Below are 23709 nucleotides of genomic sequence, written 5' to 3' on the forward strand. Positions count from 1 at the left end.
ACACCTCAGTCAAATGCTCTTAGCACCTTCAAATTATCAAGCGTCAGTACACCGCTCCATTCCTGCTTTGCTGTTTCCCAAACGTCTTCATAGCGTCCCCACGACCATGTCGGCTTCCAGCTGCCATCTTCCGCTTGGTTGGAAGAGAGATGTTTAATGTTTGTAGGGATGATTTCCTTAAAGTCTTCATAGAGAATAGACGCTGTGGAAGAGACAACTTGAAGGGGAGGCAAGCAATAGTCATTCCATTTTCCTGGATCGGTTGTCACGCTATGGTGGGCGATTTCGCGTACTCTAGCAGAAATCTTATCTGCTTCTTCCACAGGCAATTCTTTCATCAATTTAACCAAACACTGTACTTCATGGAAGTCGTTCGTCGCATCCTCGTTAATATATGAAACTGCGTGGGCTGTTAACTTTTCCAGGAAATCCTCGGGGACAAGACCTTTGTAATGAAAGAGCAATCCAGTCATTTCAGCGCTTGGATTTCCCCATGGCCAATCACCGCCATAATTCCACCAAATAGCGCGCGGCGCTGTCTCGACTTCTCTCGGGACAATTTCCCATCCCATCTTTTCTTCGTCAAACGTATTCAGCGCGTATTGAATCGCTTTTTGCACCATTGGTTCGGATTCGTCGGCCCCGATGCGGATTAAATGCTGAACCCCGATTGTCGTCGCCAATGCTGAGGAAGCCTTACATCGGAAGTCGGGCTCCAATCCATTACCGAATCCACCGTCTTCATTTTGATAAGCATGAAGTTCATCTAAAACTCGCTCACGACTACCATCTTCAAACTCAAACTCGAATAGAGCCTTTTCCAATGGACGAGCTTTTGTTTTCAGAAATGATACTGCCTGTAAAAATTGTTCATTTGATAGTTTTTCCACATGAATCCCCACTTTCAAAAATGAATGTTATGGAAGTATTCGCTATTGGTAATAGTGAATCCTTTAAATGATTCATATGTTAAGGAAGGTAATTACTACGATACGTTGAATATGATGATAATGATGAAGGAGGTAGTATATGAGTGCTGATGTTGTTTATATATCTTCAATTGTTGTAGCAATAATGTTTGTGGCCATAGCGGTTTTTCAAGTTCTTCTTTCACTTGGATTTCCGATTGGCGAATTTGCAATGGGTGGATATCATAAGGTTTTACCAATAAGATTACGTATTGTAAGCGCAGTAAATGCTTTGATCCTTTTATTTATGGGTTTTGTTTTTCTACAGCATACCAATGTTTTGCAGGGTTTTATTTTTTTATCTACAGACATATTAGTATGGGTTATAACAATTTTCCTTTGCTTAAATACAATAGCAAATCTACTATCACGAAGTAGAAAAGAAAGGCTTGTTATGACGCCATTATCGTGTATTACATTTCTGCTATGTTTATATATTTCTTTATCGTAGAATAAGTATTATCCAAAAGAAAAAGGCATTCCCGAGTAGGAAGGGGAATGCCTTTTTGATGATTCAGTTGCTCTCATATTCCGCAAGCACTTTCGCAATCGCATCTTCGATCGGCGTAACTGGTCCGCTAATATAATTGTTGATCATGACCGAGAAGATCAGTTCCGTGCCGTCTTTCGCAGTGACATAACCGGAGAGAGTGGAGACGCCTGTAATGGAACCGGTTTTCGCTTTTACATTTCCAGCGGTTAATCCGTCGCCCATCCGGTTTCGAAGCGTGCCGCCGATCATCCTTTCAGGGACGCCTGCAATCGGCAGGGAAGCCTCGAACGCAGGGAACCAGCTTTTCCCTTGAATGTTGTACAGTAAAGACGTCAATTCATCTGCTGAAACGAGGTTCTTATGCGACATGCCGGAGCCGTCGCGTAGAACTATCGTGTCCGTATTGATGCCGAATTGCTTCAGCTTCTCCTTCATCACTACAAGCCCAGCGTCCCAACTGCCTTCACCGCTTCGTACTTTGCCCATTTCCTTCACTAACGTTTCCGCGTGTCCGTTGTTGCTTAATTTCATAAATGGAATAAAGAGCTCTTTCAGCGGCATCGATTTTTTTGAAGTAAGAACAGTTGCACCACTTGGTGTCACACCAGTTTTCATTCCACCATTGCCGACAATCTCGATGCCTTCTGCTTTAAGGGATTTTTGGAACACATCAATCGCCAGCATGGAAGGGTCCCAAACAGCGGACCATGATTGAGAGCGTGTGCCGTCAAGCGGCATCTTTCCTTCGATAATGATCCGGTTCGTTCCATGTTCACGTGCAATGGAGATGCTCTTTGCTTCGCCTTTTGCGACAGTCGTTGCATTATTAACGATAACGACAGAATCTGTCTCCGGAGTGAGAGTCACTTTCGGAAGATCTCCTGTTTTATTGCCTGGATTCACTTCAACTATGACAGTTCCCGCATCATAATCTTCGTTCGGGGACAGGGTCAATGCTGAAACTTGCGCACCGACATAATTATGTTCATCCGACCAGTTCAGATCCTGGGAATAACGGACATCATCGTACCAACTGTCATCAGCGATCAGGTTGCCATTGATCTTATCGATTCCTTTCGCCTTCAAGTCTTTCGCGAATTGGTCCAAATCCTTTTTCATCAACGTCGGGTCGCCTTTACCTTTCAGATAGAGATTGCCGTGAATCATTTTTCCTTTCACTTGTCCGTCCGTCAGCACTTCTGTAGAAAACTGATAATCAGGACCCAATATGTCCATCGCCGTCGATCCTGTCAGCAACTTCATATTGGAAGCGGGGCGGAGACGGATATCGCCGAAGCTTGTATAAATCTTTTCACCCGTATCTGCTTTCCGTACGCTAACCCCGGTAATTCCCCCTTGGAGCTTAGGGTCTTTCAAGATTGCCTGTAATTTTTGATCTAATGTTGTCGAATCAATGGATGCTACGGGAGTCGTATCCCCGGATGCGGCGACAGATGAAAGAGTTCCTTCATGTGTTACCGGAAATAAGGCGATCAGAGCAACGACCAATGCTAGGAAAGCCCTTTTGAGAAGACATTGCTGTTTCATTAACATGCTCACATCCTTTCATCCTTTGCATTTGATTGTACTAAAATACTGAAAATTAACAATTGATCGTTTTACCTAAGTTGGTGAATAGTCGTTATTCATTATATGTATAGTGGTGAATTCCTCATACATTCGATAGAGAAAATAACATGTTGCGAAGAACAGAGGTTCAGGTAAAATTATGTATATTCATACGATAAGGAAGTGTCGGCGAGATGCATTACACTTTGTCACCTTTAGGCGATCAAGCCGTTGTCATTGAAGTTGGAAAAAAGATCGATCGTTCATCCGAGCAGAAAGTAAGGGCCATTGTTTCCCGATTGGATGCCGAATCACCATCTTGGATGATTGAATATATCCCTGCTTATACGACGGTCACTATTATTTATGCGATCACCGAATTTCTAAAAGAAGACAGTCCATATGAAGCAGTTTGTGAACGGATTCACGCGTTGCTAGAGGGTGTGACACAAATTGCTGCTGTTCAGCAAAAGGTCGTGGAAATCCCTGTTTTGTATGGCGATGAATATGGACCGGATCTGGATTTTGTTGCGAAACATAATAATTTGACGGTGGATGAAGTGATTGCAATTCATACATCGGGTGACTATACAGTACATATGATTGGATTTGCACCGGGCTTCCCGTTCATCGGCGGCATGTCAGAACAAATTGCCGCTCCGAGACGTCAGACGCCGCGACTGATGATTCCTGCGCGTTCAGTAGGAATTGCGGGAGTCCAGACGGGTGTTTATCCGATTGAAACGCCGGGGGGGTGGCAACTGATCGGCAGGACGCCGCTTGAGCTATTCCTCCCATCGGAAGATCCACCTAGCTTGTTGGCGGCAGGAGATAAAATAAAGTTTTACAAGATTACGACCGAAGAGTATGAAGAATTGAGAGGTGGCGCGGAGTGATTGAAGTTACGAAGCCAGGCCTTTATGATACGATTCAGGACTTTGGGAGGTTCGGATTCCAGAAATTTGGTGTTGTAGTGGGCGGTGCAATGGACTTGTTCTCTCATCGGGTCGCCAATATGCTTGTTGGCAATGAAGAAACAGCTGCTTCTATTGAAATGACACTTGTCGGTCCGCGTCTTTTATTCAAAGAAGATGCATTGATCGCGATTTGTGGCGGCGATTTTGATCCAACGATTGAAGGGATACCTGTACCGATGTGGAGACCGGTTTTCATTCGTAAGGGAAATGAATTGCAGTTTGGATCGGCGAAGGCGGGAAGTCGAGCATATCTGGCGATTGCTGGTGGGATTGACGTGCCAATCGTGCTAGAAAGCCGATCAACGTATGTGAAGGCGGGTCTCGGCGGTTTTGATGGAAGACCGGTGCGGAAAGGGGACGTCATACATGTTGGCATAGCATCCGCTCTATCGCGGGTCATAGTTGAAAAGCTTGCAACAAGCATGCTGTTTCAAGCGACAGATTGGCAAGTTGCACCAAAGCTGCTTCCTAAACTATCGAACCATTATGAGATTCGTGTTATCCGCGGCAGTCAATATGAGCTTTTTGATACAGATAGCCATCAGAAGTTTTGGAATGAACCCTTCACCGTCAGTTCGCAGTCGGATCGAATGGGATACCGGATCAATGGACCGACATTGCAATTGAAAGAACCTATAGAAATGATTTCGGAAGCAGTTACATATGGAGCCATCCAAGTTCCTGCGGATGGGAATCCAATTATATTGGCGGCGGATCGGCAGACGACGGGCGGGTATCCGAAAATCGGACAGTTGTCTTCGATTGATTTCACAAAACTAGCGCAGGCGAAGCCGGGAGACCGGCTTTCATTCAAGGAAGTGACGATTGAGGAATCACAAAGGCTTGTTGCAAAGCAGGAAATGCATTTGAAGGAGCTGCGTGCGGCGATACAGGATAAAGTAAGATAGGAGTGGATGGAATGGGATTTGTAGTCGATTTGAATTGTGATATGGGCGAGAGTTTTGGCGCATATGTAATGGGGAATGATGAAGCGATTTTGGAGACGATTACGTCGGCGAATATTGCCTGCGGCTTCCATGCGGGCGATCCAACGACGATGCGGCGAACGGTGCGGATGGCGCTTGCGAAAAACGTTGGCATCGGTGTGCATCCAGGTTTGCAGGATCTGGTCGGTTTCGGGCGCAGAGAAATGGCGATTTCAGCTGAAGAAGCATTCGACCTTGTCGTTTACCAAATCGGCGCATTGTCAGCGTTTGTAAAGGCGGAGGGCGGGCGATTGCAACATGTAAAGCCGCATGGCGCGCTTTATAATATGGCTGCTGTGAATCGGGATTTATCCGAAGCGATAGCAGAAGCTGTTTACAAAGTCGATCCGGAATTGATCCTTTTCGGGCTTGCGGGCAGCGAGTTAGTCAAGGCAGGGGAGCGAATCGGGTTGAAAACTGCGCATGAAGTGTTCGCAGATCGAACTTATCAAGCCAATGGAACTTTGACGCCACGTCGGGAGCCAAACGCTCTCATTACTGATCGCGAAATCGCCATTCGCCAAATCGTCCGGATGGTGAAGGAAGGCAAAGTGCGCGCAAAGGATGGAACGGATGTGGCGATTCAGGCAGATACGATTTGCATTCATGGGGATGGGAAGACGGCATTGGAGTTTGCTAGAATGATCCCAAGTGCGTTGGATAGGGAAGGCGTGGAAGTTCGGGGAATTAGGGGTATGTTATTATGACTATGGAATTAATTTATAGTTTGGTTGTGGTTTTGGCGATTGCTTTAATTGTGGATAAGCTGTATGCAAGGGTTAATTTAGATAATTACTCTCCGATATGGGAGTATTTTTCCAAGGCCTTTCTATACGGACTTATTACCGTATTTACATTGTATTATGGCAAGGAATCGTTGCATGATGTATCACCTATCGAATGGGCGATCATTGCTGTATCTGCAATCGAAGGAACAGGAAATTATATTAACTATGTAAAAGAAGCGAAGAAAAGAAAAGATGCAAAAAACAAGGCTTAAAAAGACAGACTTGTTTAGTTTGCTTTTCAACTAGATTAATGAATAAAAAGCCACCTCGAATGAAGTGGCTTTCATCAGTTATTCCCCTAAATCAACATTATGATAGACTTGCTGAACGTCTTCCAAGTCATCCAATGCATCGATCATTTTCTCGAACTGTGCTTGAGCGTCAGCATCCAATGTCACGTCGTTATGCGCGAGCATTGTCAATTCAGCTACGGAGAATTCCGTAATGCCGGCATCTTTCAAAGCTTCCTGGACGGCGTGGAATTGGTCTGGTTCTGCATAGACGATTACCGTATCTTCTTCATCCAAAATATCGCGGACTTCGACGTCTGCTTCCATGAGAAGTTCGAGTACTTCATCCGCCGTTTTGCCTTCCAAGCCGAAAACGGCAGTCGCATCGAACATGTACGCAACGGAACCGCTGACACCCATGTTTCCGCCGTTTTTCCCGAATGCTGCACGCACTTCGGAAGCGGTACGGTTGACGTTGTTTGTAAGCGCGTCGACAATGACCATCGAACCGTTCGGGCCGAAGCCTTCGTAGCGAAGCTCGTCATAGTTTTCTTCAGCGCCGCCCTTTGCTTTCTCAATCGCGCGGTCAATGATCGCTCTTGGTACATTGTACGTTTTTGCACGCTCAACGACCATTTTCAATGTTTGGTTCAACTCGGGATCAGGTTCACCTTGTTTTGCTGCTACATATAATTCACGGCCGAACTTTGCATAAATACGACTCGTATTTGCATCCTTCGAAGCCTTTTTTTCTTTAATATTATTCCATTTACGGCCCATCTTCATTCACTCGCTTTCGCTCTGTGCATAGATTTCATCGAGCTATTATACACCCATTGCATGAATGCTGACAAGCGAAAAATCCTTTAAATGGAATGGACGAGGGCTCGTTAATGCGCAAAGAGTTCTCTATTCACCTTAGAAAAGCCCCAATTTTCCACGATTAAATTAGCAACAACGGATCTAAATCCAATATCTCGATCTCCCGCTGATTGAGCTGCCGGATCCATCCCGCATCTTCAAAATCCGTGAGCTTCCGGCTGATTGTTTCGGGAGAAGTGCCGATATGTGACGCCAAGTCTTTCCGGGTCATCGGAAGCTTGACACGACTCGAATTCCTTTCTTCAGCCAAATCGGCAAGGTACATGGCGATTCGTGTATCGGTCGTTTCCATGGCGATCCGGGCGGCTTGCTTTTCCGAATTCGCGAGCCGATTGGAAAATTCGCCAAGGACTTTGAGGGAAATGGCAGGGTATTTCATTAAAAAAGTCTGAAAGTCGTCCCGGCTCATTACGCATAGTTCCACTTTCCCCATCGCTTCCGCATATGCATCATGCACCGTTTCATTGAATAAAGAAAGCTCACCCGTAAAATCACCAGGTTCCAGAATCCTCACTAACTGCTCTTTGCCGTTTTCTGAAAGGCGATAAATTTTCACGCGGCCTTTGTGAATGATGTACAAACCGTCCGACGTATCTCCCTCGTGGTAAATGGTATGGCCGCGGGGGTGACTGACCGAATGTGTATGCTTGACGATTTCATTCATTTCCGAAGGATCGAGATGGTTGAAGATCGGAACGATGGAGATGCACATTTTCTGCATCTCAGCAGTTCCTTCCCCGTGTCCGCAATGTCCGTTAGTTGTCATCATCTTTCACTCCTTATTCCGGTAGTAGTTCCCGCTCCAAGTGTTGCCGTTTTACCTGCTTTTTCTTAGTATAGCGGATTAACCGGATGGCGTTCAAAATAACGAGCAGGACGCTTAATTCGTGAATTAACATACCGGAAGCGAGGAACACTTTGCCGATCAGCACGCCAGCGAGCAGCAACGCGACTGTGCCGACTGCGAAGAACGTGTTCTGTTTCATGTTGCGGACAGTTGCTTTCGCAAGTGAATACGCATGTGAGAACTGGTCGAGACGGTCCGCCATGAGGACGACGTCAGCAGTTTCCATTGAAATGTCGGTACCGCCTTCGCCCATCGCAAGACCGATATCCGCAGTCGCGATTGCCGGGGCGTCATTGATGCCGTCGCCTGCCATTGCAACATGATGCCCAGCATCTTTCAGTTTTTGGACCATGGCAACTTTATCTTCTGGTAATAATTCAGCATGCACTTGGTCCAGTCCTAATTGTGCGCCGACCAGTTCTGCGGTATGGCGGTTGTCGCCTGTCAGCATAATAATTTGTTTAACGCCGCTTGCCCGCAGTTCGCGGAGCGCATCATTCGCTTCAGGACGAATCCGGTCCGCGATTGACAGAATTCCTGCGATTTTTCCATTGATGCTTGCGAAGATTGCAGTGTTCCCGCCTTTCTCACGGGAGATTGCATATTCTGCAATCTCCTTATCAATCAGTACACCTTCAGCGGCCATCAGTTTTCGGTTACCGATCGCAAGCTGCCTTCCTCCGACAATTGCACGAATGCCGTTTCCTTTAATCACTTCGGCTTTTTCGGGTTCACTCAATAATTGCAAGCCTTGGCGCTTCGCTTCTTTCACGATTGTCTGGCCTAAATGGTGTTCGGATATCGTTTCCGCTTCCGCCGCGAGCTGAAGCAGTTCATCTTTAGCTATGCCGATTGCATGGATATCTGTCACTTCCGGTCTGCCGCGTGTCAACGTGCCGGTCTTGTCAAAGACGACTGTGTCGATTTTCGCAAGCTTCTCCATAATGTCGCCGCCTTTAATAAGAACGCCGTTCCGCGCTCCGTTACCGATGCCGGCGACGATCGAGACGGGTGCGGAAATGACAAGTGCTCCAGGACAAGCAATCACAAGAAATGTAAGTGTCATTTCGATATTCCTTGTGAATATATAAACGAGTACAGATAGGACGACGATTGCAGGTGTGTAAATATTGGCGAAGCGGTCGAGGAATTTCTCCGTTTTCGACTTGGATTCCTGTGCTTCTTCCACGAGTTCGATGATTCGGGCAAACGTTGTATCATCGCCGACGCGCTCCGCAATCACTTCGATGAAGCCGTTATCGACGATCGTTCCGCTGAATACTTTGTCGTCAATCGTTTTTGTAGCCGGAACGGATTCACCTGTAATGGCTGCTTCATTCAACGTCGCATTCCCTGTGAGGATTCGTCCGTCAACAGCGACTTTTTCACCCGACCGTATGATGACGCGGTCTCCTTGTTCGAGGTCATCGACAGAAATGGTCATTGTTTCACCATCGCGGATGACTGTTGCTTCGAGGGGCGCCATGTCGACGAGTGCTTTCAGGGAAGAACGTGTTTTTTCGAGCGTACGAGCTTCCAGATAAGCGCCGAATAAAAACAAAAATGTAACAGCTGCCGATTCGACATACTCACCGATGAACAATGCACCGATGACAGCGATCGTCACTAGCAATTCAATGCTGAACGCTTTCATCTTCAACGCTTTCAACGCTTTGATTGCAATCGGGACGCCGGCCAAAATTGTGGAAGCGATCAGCAGCCACTGCCTCACTTCATGAAAGCCGGCGATATGGAGTCCGATTGCCGCCGCGAGCAGCAGACCTGTCAAGGCAGTAATTTGGGACGTTCGTTTGGCATTCATTTTCCTTTACTCCTTTCAGGAGACTTTTTGTGAAATGATTGGGTATCCGAGGCCGGTAACTGTTTTGGCGATATCCTCCGCGGCGATTTGGTTTTCATCAAACTGCGCTCTGACTTTTCCTGAGTTGAATAGCACTTTCGCGTCTGCAACTCCATCCATCCTGTTCAACGCACCTTCGATTTTCTTAATGCAAGACGGGCAAGTCAACGGCTCCAAGTTCAATACGATTTTTTTCATTTCCATTACCTCCATGTAGTTGTTTTCTACTTCTTGTCTATAGCATAAGGCGTTTTCGGGAATGAAACCTTGACCCCCATCAAGTTTTCTCTTTTTATAGTAGAGAAAGTACATTATACTAATTGTGGCACTACATTTTCGAATGGAAAGGAAACGTGGTCATGGAACTTGTATATAGTGGCAAGACGAAAGACGTTTATAAATTGGAAGATGGCAATGTGTTACTGAAATTCAAAGATGATGTAACCGGGGAAGACGGCGTGTTCGATCCGGGAGCGAATACTGTAGGACTGACGATTGAAGGTGCGGGGCAATCAGGCCTGCGCATGACAAAGTTTTTCTTTGAGAAATTAGCTGCAAAAGGAATCCCGACGCATTATGTCGATGCGGATATCGAGAACGTGACGATGACAGTGAAGCAGGCAACCGTGTTCGGAAAAGGGCTTGAAGTCATTTGCCGCTTCCGCGCAGTCGGCAGCTTCTTGCGCCGTTATGGAGCTTATTGTGAGGAAGGACAACCATTGGATTCATTCGTCGAAGTGACAATCAAGGACGATGATCGCAATGATCCGCCGATTTCGAAGGACGCACTCGCACAGCTCGGCATTTTGACGAACGAAGAATATGATGTTCTCGAGCCGCTCACGAAAGAGATTTCCACTGTCGTGAAGGAAGAGCTTGCTGCGAAGGGACTTGAATTATACGATATTAAATTGGAGTTTGGTCGTGACAATGAAGGAAATGTTATGCTGATCGACGAAATTTCCGGCGGCAATATGCGTGTTTACAAGGACGGGGTTTATATTGCTCCGCTTGAACTTGAAAAATTAATGTTAGCGTAAATGAGAACCCGCTGTTCATTCCTGAAAATTGGAATGAGCAGCATTTTTATTCTATTTAGTTACCGCTCATATAGGGAAAAACTTTCCACTACTAAATTCTTGCCAGTAGGGCATGCTTGGCAAGAATAAATGTGGAGGAGGAATTATAGTGAAGAAAAAACTGGTAACTGCACTGCTAATTAGCGTCATTCTTGTCGTAGCGGGATGCGGAAAAGCGAATCAAAAGATGCCTGTCAGCGGGGACAAGATGGAAGCAATTGTCTCTCCTATATTGAATACGGAAGGAAAAGAAATCGGTGAAGTGACGTTGGTTCAGGAGACGGAAGGCGTGATGATCAATGTACAGGCAGAAGACTTGTCGCCTGGAACACATGGCATTCATATCCATGAAACAGGGGTATGTACACCGCCGGATTTCACTTCTGCTGGAGCCCACTTTAATCCGACAGGGAAGGAACATGGATTTGAGAATCCGAAAGGCTTCCATTTAGGTGATTTGCCAAACATCGAAGTTGCGGAGGATGGGAAAGTGTCCATGAGTATGACGACCGGTGAAATCACGCTAAAGAAGGGCCAAGAAAATTCAATCCTCGATAAGGACGGAAGTGCCATCGTCATTCATGAAAAGGCGGATGACTATAAGACGGATCCTGCAGGGAATTCAGGTGCCCGAATCGCCTGTGCCGCTATCAAAGGGAAGAAATAAGAAAACGGTCCGCGCAATGAATGCGTGGACCGATTTTACATTTATGGCTTTAAAATCACTTTTATGCAATCATCCTCATGCTCGTAGAAATGATGATAAGCAGCAGCAGCTTCCTCGATTGGTACGACATGCGAAATGATTTCCGTTGGATCGAATTCGCCCTTAGTAATCTTATCAAATAATGTAGGCATGTAATGGATGACAGGAGCTTGCCCCATCTTCAAAGTAATATTACGTTCAAACATATTACCGAGCGGAAACATGTTATAAAGCGATCCGTAGACACCGGTCAGATGGATTGTCCCGAATTTGCGCACAGCTTGATGGCCGATTTCAATGGCGCTCAATGTCCCGCCTTGCATTTTCATCTTCTGCCCGACCTTTTCCGCAATATTCTTCTTGCCGTCCATCCCGACACAATCGATGACGATGTCGACGCCACCGTGAGTGAGTTCTTTAATATGCGCACCCATATTGTCGTAGTCATCAAAATTATAAGCTTCCACTTTGTTCATTTTCACAGCATGCTGCAGCCGATAAGGGACATGGTCAATGGCGATGACGCGTTTCGCGCCTTTCATCCAAGCGAATTTCTGAGCCATCAGTCCGACGGGTCCGCACCCAAGCACGGCTACCGTATCCCCATGCTTCACACCAGCATGCTCCACGCTCCAATACGCAGTCGGCAACACATCGGACAGGAACAGAAGCGCTTCATCCGGCAGCTCGCAAGATTCGGGAATGACGAATGGCGTGAAATTGCCGTACGGAACTCGAATATATTCTGCCTGCCCTCCTGGATAATCTCCGTAGCGTTCTGTAAATCCGAAATAGCCGCCCGTATCGACGTGAGGATTACGGTTCGAATGATCGCATTGACTTTCCATCTGATGTTCACAATAAAAACATTGTCCACATGAAATGTTGAAAGGGATGACGACCCGGTCACCCTTTTTCACTTTCGTTACATTTGGGCCAACCTCCTCGACGATTCCCATTGGTTCGTGGCCGATGACATACCCTTTATGCGTTGGCAATGCACCTAAATAAATATGCAAATCGGACCCGCAAATGGCGGTTGACGTCACTTTGACGATAATATCATCAGGCTTCTCGATTTTCGGAGCTTCCACCTTTTTCACTTGGATATCTTTTACGCCCTGGAATGTTACAGCTTTCATTCGAACTCCTCCTTATCTATCTGTTGCCCTTATATTCCCCGGAACAGACAGATATAGTCCTGAAAGAGTCATTGTAAGAAAAAATTCTCCGTATAATACGGCTGTGATTTTTCATTGAAAGCGACACCGATGCCGAGATGACTATAATCTTTTATTAAAATATTCTCCCGATGCCCTTTTGAATTCATGAGACCCTCATGAGCGAAAATGCTGCTCGATTGGCCGTATGCCAAATTTTCACCCGCCCTACGGAACTTAATATGGTCCTCTTTCATCCGGTCGAAAGGCGACAGCCCCTGTAAATTATCATGGCTGAAATAGTCATTGACCGCCATATCGAGGCTATGTTTGCGCGCCGTTTCGGCGATTCTCTCATCCCATCGCAAAATGGAGCGGCCGTGACGTACACGGGCGGCGTTCGTCAAATCGAAAAGCTGCAGTTCGAACCCGTTGCGCAAAGACACATCTCCACCTGCATACATTCCGGACTTCCGCTGTTCGAGTGATGTTGTAATGAGCTGGACGGCAGTTACCGTATCGTTCTGATGAATGTCGTAAAATACATACATATAGATATCCCCGGATTTAAAAAGGTCCATCCCTTCGTTTTCCTGAAGGACATAAATGTTCAAGCCTTTCCGGATCTCCTTCAACGGTTCGCCATACGCTTTCCGAACGTCCGCTTTCGGAGTCCCGTACTTGATGCCAGCTTTCGAGGAGATAAGATCATCGTTCGTGTAAATGGCATTCACTTTCCAGTTTTCGTCGAATGAAACCATGACGAAGTTTTGGTAATCATCATGGTATGTGAACCATTCAGTTCCGTATTCATTTAATGAATGGCTTTTAGGCTCTCCAAGTTCGGCTTTCACTTGGTTTTCTGTCGCTCCGAGCTCGATATTATGAATGGACATGACGGAGTGATCAGGTTTATCCAATTTCGGCTTTGCGACTTTGTCGGGAATCATCTGTTCTACTTCGGATGTTTTCGAAGATATGTAAAGGAAGATTTTATCGGCTGTGTTGAATATGGAATCCATTGCGGAAGCAACCGGTTCTTTCTCCCATATGGCTTCTAGCTTTTCATCAATCGGATTGAGGAAGGAAAGGTCGATATATTTCGAAACTGGCTCTTCCCATAAAGGTTTTGCAAGATAAAGTGCAACTATGAAAATGATGAATAGTAATATCCGCTTCACGGAAATCGCCTCCTATCTATTATTGTACCCGCTTGAGGTGCGATAGATACAGTGGAACCTATTGATAGTTTGAGTACGGTCGGAAAGACGGTATACTGGTAGAACAATAATCGAACGGAGCATGAAAATGAAATTGACGAAGAAAATGCAAAGCGCGTTACTAATAGAGGACAATTTACGGCTATTTAGATGTCCGATCTGCACAACCGAAATGGAAATGGAGGAGCATTCGCGTCTCGTCTGCTGGAACATGCATTCATTTGATTTGGCGAAGAGCGGATACGTTAATTTGGCGCCGCAAGCGCATTCCACAAAATATGATAAATCGCTGTTTGAAGCGAGGACTGCCGTCATGGATAGCGGTTTTTTCGGACCTGTTCTTGACAATATCATTGCCCGTTTACATACGCATTTGATGGGAACTGAACGTCCTGTCCTTTTGGATGCTGGCTGTGGCGAAGGAACTCATTTACATAAAGTTCATTCACGAATGCAACCGGGAACTATTGGCGTCGGCATTGATTTGGCGAAGGAAGGAATTGTCGCAGCTTCGAAGATGTATCCAGGCCTCATTTGGAGTGTTGCGGATCTCGCTACCATGCCTTTTGCGGATTCGAGCATGGATGCGATCGTAAATATTTTATCACCTGCAAATTATGCGGAATTCAACCGGCTGTTGATACCGGGAGGCGTATTGGTGAAAGTGGTCCCGGAAACCGGATACTTGCAGGAATTGCGGGAAGTCTTCTACGACGGCAAGCAGCAGAAAGAGGAGGCCGACCCAGTAGGGCGGTTCCGCGAACAGTTCGACTCTGTCGAGACCGAACGGGTGACGTACCAATTTGAATTGCCTGAAGCGCTGCTCGCTCCATTGATTCGCATGACACCGCTAACTTGGAATGCGAGTGAAGAACGGATTCACGAGGTGCTTGTGAAGGGAATGAAACACATTACGATTGATCTGCGGGTAATAGCAGGTGTTCGACGGGCAGGGGGAATTGGTTGAGCGGTGAAAAACCCGTTTTGAGTGGTGATAATTGGGAAATTCATGGGGGAAGGGGAGAGGGCAGATGTTTAGTGGAATAAGCGCCGTTCCAAGTTGGTTTTATATGCTGGCGTTCATAGTTGTCATATTGCTCGTCATCTTTATTGAATGGAAAACGCGATAGGAGGGTACTTATGGGAGAAAAAAAGGACAAGCGTGTGAGTCCGAAACTGTCGACGGAACATGAGCTGTTGGGGCCATCCGATATATGGAGTCGGGACAGATTTATTGAAAAAGCAAGATTTGAAGGCGGAACAATGCCGGGAGCAGAGGACGAGCGCTTCGTTTTCGATAATTGCGTGTTCAAAGATATGTCATTTGCGAACAGTGATTGGAGAGGTGTGGAATTCGTCGATGTTTTATTCCAAACATGCGACTTTTCGAACGTCCAAATGGAAAATGTCATGTTCCATCGATGTGAGGTCCGCAATTCAAAGTTAACGGGAGCGGATTTGGCCAATTCTAATTTAGGGCATCTATTAATGGAGGAAAGTGATATCCGTTACGCAAACTTCAATTTTTCAAAAATGAAAGAAGTGGAGTTCGCGGGATGCAACTTAGAGGACAGCGATTTTTACGAATGCGATTTAAAACAAGTCCGTTTTGATAAGTGCAAGTTGGACGATGCGAATTTTTCGGAAACCGATTTGGATGGAGTAGATTTATCCACCAATACATATGAACGAATAGAAGTGACGGTACCGAAAATTGCGGGATGCATCGTATCGACAGAGCAAGCTCTCGGTTTTGCGCGTGCACTCGGTCTGACGGTGAAAGACGAATAATGGTATACTGAAAAGACATTTGACAAAGAAAGAGTGGCCAAAGCATGCTTACATTCGAACAAAAACAACAAATTATTGAGACATTCCCTGAACTTACACGGAAAGAAGTGTCGATGAAGCGGCTCAATTATCATTATGAAGATAGCCTTTACGACAAAACGGTTGTTGTCCAGCATCTCCATCCGAACGGCAATGGGTTTGTGTATGTGGAAGGAATTCCAGGCTACGAGGCGGATGACCGTGGGCTCGTCAATATCCGTGAAGCGACGGAAGAGGAATTGAAAGCGACGATTCGGGACGCCATCAAAGCGCTTTCGACTGAGGAAGAGGCTAAGGAAGAAGAGCTGCTTGAGGAAGTATGGGTGAATGAGCAGGGCCAGAAGCTGACGTTATTGGAAGAAGAGGGCTTTTTCAATATTTATCATGGTTATAATTTGGAGGAAAGCTTCGGCGATTATCAGGAAGCTACGGATTATTTGAAAGAGGAGAACTTTAAACTCGGCGGAGGTGAATCCGTGTGAAGGGTAAAACGCTCGTCATCGGGCTCGTCGTTTTCGTCCTTGTTGTAGTGGCGGCCATCTATTTTGCGGTGATGGCGGAATTTGATAGAGATAAACCTGCCGATACGAATGTGGAGATTGTGGATTGATCTAAATAAAACTGCCTCGACAACTGGGATTTCTGTTGTCGAGGCAGTTATTTTTAAGTTAATGCCAATTTCCGGCTTTATACTCACCTTTTCTAAATGGCATCCACCAGTTCCACTTTCCGAACAATTTCATCAAACTTGGGACAAGCAGCAAGCGGATGATTGTCGCGTCGATGGCTACCGCAATCGCGATGCCGACACCGATCTGCTTCACCGGCATGACGTCCGTGAACGCGAATGCGCCGGTCAGGACAATCATGATCAAAGCCGCGGAAGTGATAATCTTGCTTGTTGTCGCAAGCCCTTCGACAGTGGAATGATCATTATCGAACGTGTTCGCATATTCCTCCTGCATCCGCGAAATGAGGAACACTTCATAGTCCATGCTCAAGCCGAAGACGAGACTGAAGACGAGAATCGGAATGATGAGTGCAATCGTTCCCGGATGCATCCCGAAGTGGCCGTATTGGAAAATGTAGACGAGAATCCCGAACGTCGCGGACAATCCGACGATGTTCATGAGTATCGCCTTCAACGGTATGAGCACGGAGCGGAATGCAATCATGAGAATGATGAACGTCGACACGAGTATAATCGTCAGCACAGCTATGATATTGCCGAAGATTTCATCGAAAATCTCTTGGTTGAACTTCGGCTGACCACCAACCAACAGGTTCCATTCTGTTTGCTCAGACCAATCCCGCGCCCACTGCTGCGCTTCGTCAGACGTTCCTCTCGCTTGAAGCGTCACAGGAATCAATAACTGATCATCTTTTACAAATGATTGAAGAAGCGGTTCAAGCTGTGCCTTCATTTCCGGAACTTGCGTCGCCTGCTCCCATTCTTCAGGAGACGTGATTCCACTAGTAGTGAAAATTGTCGTCAGCTTATCGACGAGAGGATCATTAGCCAAATCCTCTTCCAGTGCCTTCAAAGCTTGTAATCCTTCCGTATCAGACCATCCGCCGTCTCGTTCCGCGATTAAATATACATTCGACTGATCGCCGAGCCCGAAAGTGTCATCCATCAATTCATACGAAGCGCGTGTATCATACGACGCTGGCAGAGAGTCAATCTGCGGTATCGTCAAATCCATATTTTTCACTGGAATTAAAGCGATGCCCAATAGTACAAGCGCTGCAATTGTAATAAGGATCGGTCTTTTAATTACCGCATTGGCGAACTGTCTCCATCGGTCGGAGCCGTTTTCCTTCACCTTCAGTATGCGACCTTTATTCAAACGGTCGCCGAGCATAATCAAAATCGATGGAAGCAATGTAACTGAGCTAAGGACCGCCATGCCGACGACAATCATGCCGCCAAGTGCGATATTTTGGAAAATCTCAACTTTGATAATAAACATCGCGCCAAGCCCGATGAATACACAAAATGCAGAAAAAATGACAGAGCGGCCTGCCGTTCGGATCGTCGTTGCAACAGCTTCAAGAACGTCGCTTTTCAATCGCTCTTCCCGATAGCGGCTAATGAAAAGCAAGGAGAAATCGATGCTCAAAGCAAGCCCGAGCATCGGAACGATATTTAAGACGAAAATTGCCAAGTCTGTCTGCCCGCCAACTAAAGCCAATATGCCAAATGTGGAAATAACTGTTGCGACTCCGACAATCAAAGGAACCATCGATGCCATGAGCGATCCGAATGCAAATAGAAGTACGATGATCGCGATAGGCAAGCCGATCGCTTCCGCCTTCATTAAATCCCGCTGGCTCGCGGTGTTGATATCTTTTGTAATGGCGGATTGGCCCGTTAAGACAATGCCTTCCTTATCGCCGATCGCATCCCGGATATCGGTAACGACGGCAGACATGTCTTTGCCATTCTTTTCAAAGTGTAACAGCGCGTAGGAGACATCCTTCGTATACTGTTCTTCGTTTTCCAGTGGGGAAACGATTTCAGATGCAAGATTCAGCTTTTCAATATTCGTCAAGGTGGAAGCGATTGTTTCATCATTCACGTTATCAAAGACGACGAACATCGTTTCCGCCGGCAAATCGAATTTCTCCGAAGCGATCTTCATCACCTGTTCATGCTCCGCATCCATCCTGAACCCGTCGCCCGCAAGCAACCCAGGCAAACGGATCGCCAAAAAGGCCATGACAATGAAAAGCGCAACCCAAGCAATTATGATTGTCTTATGAAATTTTGTAACTAAACGCGCTAATGTGCGCATACAATCGTCCTCCCAGCATGAATCATTTCTATCTATTCCCTAATCATAGCGAAGATGTATGGAATTGTCTTTTCTGAAGGAGTAGATTGTAAGAATCATACTCAAACAAGAGTTTCTACATCAAAAAGCAGGCATTTCGCGTCCAAAGCCAATGCTTGCGCGTCCAAAGCTGATGCTCGCGCGTCCAAAGCCGATGCTTGCGCGTCCAAAGCTGATGCTCGCGCGTCCAAAGTATGCCTTCATGCGTCCAAAACTGATGCTTGCACGTCCAAAGTATGCCATCGCACGTCCAAAGCTGATGCTCGCGCGTCCAAAGTATGCCTTCATGCGTCCAAAACTGATGCTTGCACGTCCAAAGTATGCTATCGCACGTCCAAAGCTGATGCTCATGCGTCCAAAGCACGTTAGCCTACGTCCAAAAGGAGTTCCTGCTGACTTTGAAATACGAAAAAAACCACTCCCCAAAGGAAGTGGTTTTGAAATGGTTAATTTAAATTAGTTTTTTTCAACGTTTGTAGCTTGAAGTCCACGTTGACCTTGTTCGATTTCGAAAGTCACGTCTTGGCCTTCTTCAAGAGTCTTGAAGCCTTCGCCTTGGATAGCGGAGAAGTGTACGAATACATCATCGCCATCTTCACGTTCGATGAAGCCATAACCTTTTTCTGCGTTGAACCATTTTACTTTACCTTGTTCCATGTTTGTTTCCTCCTCGTGTGCTTCGCACACATTGTGTTACTATCCTTGCTCAAGTCTTGAAGCGGTCAAGCATTACACCGTGACCATCACGATGAACAAAAATAATTCTCCTTTATCATAACAGAGCTCATTTGGCAATGCAAGTGAAAAAGTTTTTTTTAGAAGAATAAGTTCAAAATTTGATACACAATTGCGGCAAGTGCAGCCGAAATCGGCATGGTGATTACCCATGTGATGACGATCTTTTTCGCGACTCCCCATTTAACGCCTCTCACACGTTGCGCAGAGCCGACACCCATGATAGCAGAGGAGATGACATGCGTCGTGCTGACAGGCAAATGAATAAGCGTTGCCCCGAAAATAATCATGGCTGAGCTCAAATCGGCTGCGGCGCCGTTGACCGGCCTAATTTTCATAATCTTACCGCCGACTGTCTTGATAATCTTATAACCACCGATAGATGTGCCGAGTCCCATTGCAGTAGCAGCGGCAATCCTGACCCAAAGCTGGATATCGTCGCCAGTCTGCAATTGTGCGGCAATCAATGCCATCGTAATGATTCCCATCGCTTTTTGAGCGTCGTTCGTACCATGCGTAAATGATTGCAGAGCAGCCGTTCCGATTTGCAAATAGCGAATCCGCTTATTTGCTTTGAACAAGTTGCGGTTCTTCAATAAAACCTTGAACAGCGACATCATGAGGAAGCCGCCCGCGATTGCAATGAATGGGGATAGGAGGAGTGCCTCCATGATTTTGATAAAGCCGCCATAATTCAATATGCCGAACCCTGCCGCAGAAATGGCAGCGCCGGCAATCGAACCGATCAAAGCATGCGACGAACTTGACGGAATGCCGTAATACCAAGTGATCAAGTTCCAAGCAATCGCTGCAGTGAGGGCTGCCAAAATGACGAGTGATCCGTTATCCAATACAAACGGATCAACAATGTCTTTGGAAATGGTCTTTGCTACGCCTGTAAACGTCAAAGCACCGATAAAATTCATAATTGCAGCCATATAGATAGCTGTCCGCGGTTTCAAAGCACGTGTCGAGACCGATGTCGCAATGGCATTCGCCGTGTCATGAAATCCGTTGATGAAATCGAATGCAAGCGCAAAAACAACGATTGCTATCGTGAGAAACAATATCATATCCATAAATACTTACTCCTTACGCGTTTCGCATGATAATTGTTTCAAGTGTGTTTGCCACGTCTTGGCAATGATCCGCAATGTCCTCAAGCAACTCATAAATATCTTTGAACTGTATAATTCGAATCGGATCCTTTTCACGGATGAACAGCTGTTTGATTGACGTGCGAAGGACTTCATCGCAAATGCGCTCATATTCTTTAATCAAAACAGCGTGATCCCGCATCTGGACTAGCTTCTTCCTCGCCAGCAATTCCATTGCCTTGACGATTTCATCGGAACTTTTCACGATGTTATCCATGAACTTCTGCACATACTCATCAATTTCCGTAAGCGAGAACATTTCCAAGTTGGCTGCGAAATGCTCGATGCCGTCTAGGATATCGTCCATTTTAATAGCCAATTGCAAAATATCTTCCCGCTCAATCGGTGTCATGAAAGAAATGTTAAGCTTAGAGATGAGGTCGTGAATCATATCGTCGCCTGCGGTCTCGTACTCCTTTAATTTGATGCTTACTTCCTTCAAGTCTGCTACTGATGTCACTTTATAGTCATTCGCATAGTGCATCGCTTCCTTAACATGCTCTGCAATCTCTAATAGAGCTGCGAAAAAAGGGTCGGTTTTACGTGGACTAAACATTTTTAAGCCTCCATCCGTTTCCGGAATCAATTTTTAGTAGTCCTATCATAGCAAAAAAAAATAAAAATAAGTACTGAAACAGATGATAATTTATTTGTGAAAGTGACAATTTAGTTGAATTTTTATGTCGATAACATTTTAGAAATATTTCCAAGAATATTGAAACTTTATTACTCATTGTCCGTATGTATAATAGAATTCAAATAGGAGAAGGCGAGGTGAGAGGATGGAAGTGTTCGGAATGCCGGTTATCAATGTCTATTTGACCGTTCTTATCATCGCGGGATTGGCGACCGTGCTGTACATTTTCTTCAGTGATATTGCAGAAGGGGTTGGCGATGCGAGTCCGCTTTTGGACCCAGCAGTCATTCTTGCATTCATATCATTTACATCTGCAGTCGGTTATATTTTGGAGTTAACGACAGAATGGAATCATTTGCTAATCTTCATCATTGCACTTGGGGCGGCAACCGCATTGGACTTCCTTCTATATTTCTTCGTGCTCCTTCCATTGAAATCCGCGGAAGTTTCGCTTGCCTACACGGATGACTCGCTCACGGGCCAAGTCGGAAAGGTCATTGTTCCGGTACCGGTCGATGGTTTCGGTGAAATCATTATCGAAACGGTGAATGGCGTCATTTCGAAAAGGGCTGCAGGGTATGAAAACAAGGCGATCGACTACGGAAAAGAAGTACTGATCATCGAAGTAAGAGAAGGGACGTTCATTGTTAAGGAATATGAGCCTTTCCGTTTCAAGTGATCAAAGGAAAATCATTTATTTAAGGGGGAATCAGAATGGCAGGATTATCAGGAATGTTTATTGTCATCGGGATTGTCGTGTTTATTTTGCTCGCTGTCATACTCGTCTACATTTCGAAGTATAAGACAGTCGGGCCAGATGAAGCGCTAATTGTGACAGGAAGTTATTTAGGATCGAAAAACGTACATACGGATGACTCGGGCAACCGGATCAAAATCATCCGTGGTGGAGGAACATTCGTCTTCCCGGTATTCCAACAATCGGAACCGCTCAGCTTACTTTCAAGCAAATTGGAAGTAACGACGCCAGAAGTATATACGGAACAAGGTGTTCCGGTTATGGCCGACGGAACTGCCATCATTAAGATCGGTGGATCGATTTCTGAAATCGCGACGGCAGCAGAACAGTTTTTAGGAAAATCGAAAGCAGACCGCGAAAATGAAGCGAAAGAAGTGCTGGAAGGGCATTTGCGTTCGATTCTAGGATCAATGACGGTCGAAGAGATTTATAAAAACCGTGATAAGTTCTCCCAGGAAGTGCAACGTGTCGCATCGCAAGACTTGGCTAAAATGGGGCTTGTCATCGTTTCATTCACAATTAAAGATGTCCGTGATAAAAATGGCTACTTGGATTCACTCGGTAAGCCGCGTATCGCTCAAGTGAAACGCGATGCTGACATTGCTACAGTCGAAGCTGAAAAAGAGACACGCATTAAGAATGCGGAAGCGTCCAAGGAAGCACAGAAAGCTGAAATCGAACGTGCTACGGAAATCGCGGAAGCGGAGAAGGAAAATCAGTTGAAAGTCGCTGACTACCGCCGTGAGCAGGATATCGCAAAAGCGCGTGCCGACCAAGCGTACGAACTTGAATCCGCTCGTGCGAAGCAGGAAGTTACAGAGCAAGAGATGCAAGTTCGAATCATCGAGCGTCAAAAGCAGATCGAGTTGGAAGAAAAAGAGATTTTGCGTCGTGAGAAGCAGTATGATTCAGAAGTTAAGAAGAAAGCCGATGCGGATCGTTACGCAATCGAGCAAAACGCAGCTGCGGATAAGTCCCGTCAAATGGCAGAAGCAGAAGCAGAGAAGTACCGTATCGAAGCACGTGCAGCCGCGGAAGCTGAAAAAATCCGCCTTGACGGTTTAGCGAAAGCCGACGCACAACGTGCACAAGGTGAATCGGAAGCAGACGTCATCCGCCTGAAAGGTCTTGCAGAAGCGGAAGCGAAACGCAAAATCGCGGAAGCATTCGAACAATACGGCCAGGCAGCTGTGCTTGACATGATCGTCAAGATGATCCCTGAATACGCGAAACAAATCGCTAGCCCACTTTCGAATATCGATAAAATTACTGTTGTCGATACGGGTGGCGGCGAAGGCAGCGGGGGCGCCAATAAAGTGACGTCGTATGCTACGAACTTAATGTCCACACTACAAGAATCATTGAAAGCCTCCTCAGGAATTGACGTAAAAGAAATGATGGAGAGCTACGTCGGTAAAAACAATCTTCGCCCAAGTATCGACAACTTAACAGACGAGCTTCGTTCAACGAAGCCAACCGCTGTAAAGCCGAAACCGGTAGAAGAGGAATAAGAAGTCAGCACCCAACCGCTCGGGCGGCTTGGGTGTTTTTATTTGTCGAAGACATTTAGCGCGCCAAAGGAAAATCTTCTGCAAGCATGGCCCCGCGTCCAAAGTGAGTCCTCCCGCGTCCAAAGCAAGCAGTCCCGCGTCTAAAGAGAGTCCTCCCGCGTCCAAAGCAAGCCGTCCCGCGTCTAAAGAGAGTCCTCCCGCGTCCAAAGCAAGCCGCCCCGCGTCCAAAGTGAGTCCTCCCGCGTCCAGAGCAAGCAGTCCCGCGTCCAAAGTGAGTCCTCCCGCGTCCAGAGCAAGCAGTCCCGCGTCTAAAGTGAGTCCTCCTGCGTCCAAAGCAAGCAGTCCCGCGTCTAAAGTGAGTCCTCCCGTGTCCAAAGCAAGCCGCTCCGCGTCCAAAGAGAATCCTCCTGCGTCCAAAGCAAGCAGTCCCGCGTCTAAAGTGAGTCCTCCCGTGTCCAAAGCAAGCCGCTCCGCGTCCA

At 46.2% G+C, this 23709-nt stretch carries 27 protein-coding genes; 14 read left to right on the top strand and 13 right to left on the bottom strand.

The annotated features are described in order from the left end of the window. Positions 1-5: 5 nt before the first annotated feature. A complete protein-coding gene (locus tag ACR65H_RS05100) occupies positions 6-890 on the bottom strand; it encodes a hypothetical protein (protein ID WP_440499078.1) in 885 nt (294 codons plus the stop codon). Between the two features lie 139 nt (positions 891-1029). On the opposite strand from ACR65H_RS05100, the gene ACR65H_RS05105 reads away from it, so the two are divergent. Then, positions 1030-1419, top strand: coding sequence for a hypothetical protein (locus ACR65H_RS05105; protein ID WP_440499079.1), 390 nt, complete (start codon positions 1030-1032; stop codon positions 1417-1419). A 63-nt stretch (positions 1420-1482) separates the two neighbouring features. Here the strand turns inward: ACR65H_RS05105 and dacB are convergent, their stop codons facing one another. Continuing rightward, entirely contained in the window at positions 1483-3015 is a 1533-nt protein-coding gene (gene dacB / locus ACR65H_RS05110; RefSeq protein ID WP_440499216.1) for a D-alanyl-D-alanine carboxypeptidase/D-alanyl-D-alanine endopeptidase, read from the bottom strand. Positions 3016-3224: 209 nt separating this feature from the next. Here dacB and pxpB point away from each other — a divergent pair, with 209 nt between their 5' ends. The 4 genes from pxpB to ACR65H_RS05130 are packed head-to-tail and all read left to right on the top strand — an operon-like array spanning position 3225 to position 5993. After that, positions 3225-3926, top strand: coding sequence for a 5-oxoprolinase subunit PxpB (pxpB, locus tag ACR65H_RS05115; RefSeq protein WP_440499080.1), 702 nt, complete (start codon positions 3225-3227; stop codon positions 3924-3926). Next, entirely contained in the window at positions 3923-4915 is a 993-nt protein-coding gene (locus ACR65H_RS05120) for a 5-oxoprolinase subunit C family protein (RefSeq protein WP_440499081.1), read from the top strand. Before pxpB ends, ACR65H_RS05120 begins: the two co-directional genes overlap by 4 nt. An 11-nt stretch (positions 4916-4926) precedes the next feature. Then, a complete protein-coding gene (locus ACR65H_RS05125) occupies positions 4927-5700 on the top strand; it encodes a LamB/YcsF family protein (RefSeq protein ID WP_440499082.1) in 774 nt (257 codons plus the stop codon). Beyond that, entirely contained in the window at positions 5697-5993 is a 297-nt protein-coding gene (locus tag ACR65H_RS05130) for a hypothetical protein (RefSeq protein ID WP_440499083.1), read from the top strand. Before ACR65H_RS05125 ends, ACR65H_RS05130 begins: the two co-directional genes overlap by 4 nt. Before the next feature lie 78 nt (positions 5994-6071). Here ACR65H_RS05130 and ACR65H_RS05135 read toward each other — a convergent pair whose 3' ends face one another. From ACR65H_RS05135 to ACR65H_RS05150, 4 genes are all read right to left on the bottom strand, one after another. Next, a complete protein-coding gene (locus ACR65H_RS05135) occupies positions 6072-6791 on the bottom strand; it encodes a YebC/PmpR family DNA-binding transcriptional regulator (protein ID WP_440499084.1) in 720 nt (239 codons plus the stop codon). 163 nt (positions 6792-6954) lie between these two features. Beyond that, complete coding sequence (locus ACR65H_RS05140) at positions 6955-7659, bottom strand: Crp/Fnr family transcriptional regulator (RefSeq protein WP_440499085.1); 705 nt, start codon at positions 7657-7659, stop codon at positions 6955-6957. Positions 7660-7672: 13 nt separating this feature from the next. Beyond that, a complete protein-coding gene (locus ACR65H_RS05145) occupies positions 7673-9562 on the bottom strand; it encodes a heavy metal translocating P-type ATPase (protein WP_440499086.1) in 1890 nt (629 codons plus the stop codon). Positions 9563-9577: 15 nt separating this feature from the next. Then, positions 9578-9799: a heavy-metal-associated domain-containing protein gene (locus ACR65H_RS05150; RefSeq protein ID WP_440499087.1), complete on the bottom strand. Its 222-nt coding sequence runs from the start codon at positions 9797-9799 to the stop codon at positions 9578-9580. Between the two features lie 161 nt (positions 9800-9960). Here ACR65H_RS05150 and ACR65H_RS05155 point away from each other — a divergent pair, with 161 nt between their 5' ends. After that, entirely contained in the window at positions 9961-10641 is a 681-nt protein-coding gene (locus tag ACR65H_RS05155) for a phosphoribosylaminoimidazolesuccinocarboxamide synthase (RefSeq protein ID WP_440499088.1), read from the top strand. A 148-nt stretch (positions 10642-10789) separates the two neighbouring features. Beyond that, on the top strand, positions 10790-11347 hold the full coding sequence (locus ACR65H_RS05160; RefSeq protein ID WP_440499089.1) for a superoxide dismutase family protein: 558 nt from the start codon (positions 10790-10792) through the stop codon (positions 11345-11347). A 41-nt stretch (positions 11348-11388) separates the two neighbouring features. Here ACR65H_RS05160 and ACR65H_RS05165 read toward each other — a convergent pair whose 3' ends face one another. Both ACR65H_RS05165 and ACR65H_RS05170 read right to left on the bottom strand, forming a co-directional pair. Beyond that, complete coding sequence (locus ACR65H_RS05165; RefSeq protein WP_440499090.1) at positions 11389-12528, bottom strand: zinc-dependent alcohol dehydrogenase; 1140 nt, start codon at positions 12526-12528, stop codon at positions 11389-11391. Positions 12529-12596: 68 nt separating this feature from the next. Next, positions 12597-13727 carry a CAP domain-containing protein gene (locus ACR65H_RS05170; RefSeq protein WP_440499091.1) on the bottom strand — a complete coding sequence of 377 codons (1131 nt, stop codon included), beginning with the start codon at positions 13725-13727 and terminating at the stop codon, positions 12597-12599. A 127-nt stretch (positions 13728-13854) separates the two neighbouring features. Here ACR65H_RS05170 and ACR65H_RS05175 point away from each other — a divergent pair, with 127 nt between their 5' ends. The 4 genes from ACR65H_RS05175 to ACR65H_RS05190 all read left to right on the top strand — a co-directional run bounded on the left by ACR65H_RS05175 (position 13855) and on the right by ACR65H_RS05190 (position 16206). Then, complete coding sequence (locus ACR65H_RS05175) at positions 13855-14733, top strand: putative RNA methyltransferase (protein WP_440499092.1); 879 nt, start codon at positions 13855-13857, stop codon at positions 14731-14733. A 173-nt stretch (positions 14734-14906) separates the two neighbouring features. After that, complete coding sequence (locus tag ACR65H_RS05180; protein ID WP_440499093.1) at positions 14907-15557, top strand: pentapeptide repeat-containing protein; 651 nt, start codon at positions 14907-14909, stop codon at positions 15555-15557. A gap of 44 nt (positions 15558-15601) precedes the next feature. Continuing rightward, positions 15602-16078 (top strand): hypothetical protein, encoded by a 477-nt coding sequence (locus tag ACR65H_RS05185; protein WP_440499094.1) that lies wholly within the window; start codon positions 15602-15604, stop codon positions 16076-16078. Beyond that, the gene (locus ACR65H_RS05190) at positions 16075-16206 is read left to right on the top strand and encodes a hypothetical protein (protein WP_440499095.1); all 132 of its coding nucleotides are present in this window, start codon (positions 16075-16077) and stop codon (positions 16204-16206) included. The genes ACR65H_RS05185 and ACR65H_RS05190 overlap by 4 nt, the downstream gene beginning before the upstream one ends. A gap of 58 nt (positions 16207-16264) precedes the next feature. On the opposite strand, the gene ACR65H_RS05195 is transcribed toward ACR65H_RS05190, so the two are convergent. Continuing rightward, positions 16265-18394, bottom strand: coding sequence for an MMPL family transporter (locus tag ACR65H_RS05195; protein ID WP_440499096.1), 2130 nt, complete (start codon positions 18392-18394; stop codon positions 16265-16267). A gap of 151 nt (positions 18395-18545) precedes the next feature. Between ACR65H_RS05195 and ACR65H_RS05200 the strand changes: the two genes are divergently transcribed. Then, on the top strand, positions 18546-18893 hold the full coding sequence (locus ACR65H_RS05200) for a hypothetical protein (protein WP_440499097.1): 348 nt from the start codon (positions 18546-18548) through the stop codon (positions 18891-18893). Here ACR65H_RS05200 and ACR65H_RS05205 read toward each other — a convergent pair. The 3 genes from ACR65H_RS05205 to ACR65H_RS05215 all read right to left on the bottom strand — a co-directional run bounded on the left by ACR65H_RS05205 (position 18890) and on the right by ACR65H_RS05215 (position 20881). After that, a complete protein-coding gene (locus ACR65H_RS05205) occupies positions 18890-19090 on the bottom strand; it encodes a cold-shock protein (RefSeq protein WP_191693533.1) in 201 nt (66 codons plus the stop codon). The two genes, ACR65H_RS05200 and ACR65H_RS05205, sit on opposite strands and share 4 nt — an antisense overlap. Before the next feature lie 158 nt (positions 19091-19248). Continuing rightward, positions 19249-20247, bottom strand: a complete 999-nt coding sequence (locus ACR65H_RS05210; protein WP_440499098.1) for an inorganic phosphate transporter — start codon at positions 20245-20247, stop codon at positions 19249-19251. Positions 20248-20260: 13 nt separating this feature from the next. Next, on the bottom strand, positions 20261-20881 hold the full coding sequence (locus tag ACR65H_RS05215) for a DUF47 domain-containing protein (RefSeq protein WP_440499099.1): 621 nt from the start codon (positions 20879-20881) through the stop codon (positions 20261-20263). Positions 20882-21107: 226 nt separating this feature from the next. Here ACR65H_RS05215 and ACR65H_RS05220 point away from each other — a divergent pair, with 226 nt between their 5' ends. After that, complete coding sequence (locus tag ACR65H_RS05220; protein WP_440499100.1) at positions 21108-21641, top strand: NfeD family membrane protein; 534 nt, start codon at positions 21108-21110, stop codon at positions 21639-21641. Between the two features lie 35 nt (positions 21642-21676). Next, on the top strand, positions 21677-23230 hold the full coding sequence (floT, locus tag ACR65H_RS05225) for a flotillin lipid rafts scaffold protein FloT (protein WP_440499101.1): 1554 nt from the start codon (positions 21677-21679) through the stop codon (positions 23228-23230). Here floT and ACR65H_RS05230 read toward each other — a convergent pair. Then, positions 23183-23709, bottom strand: a 527-nt coding sequence (locus ACR65H_RS05230; protein ID WP_440499102.1) for a hypothetical protein, incomplete at its 5' end; no start/stop codon positions are given. The genes floT and ACR65H_RS05230 overlap by 48 nt on opposite strands.

This window comes from Sporosarcina sp. SAFN-015 (assembly GCF_059415085.1).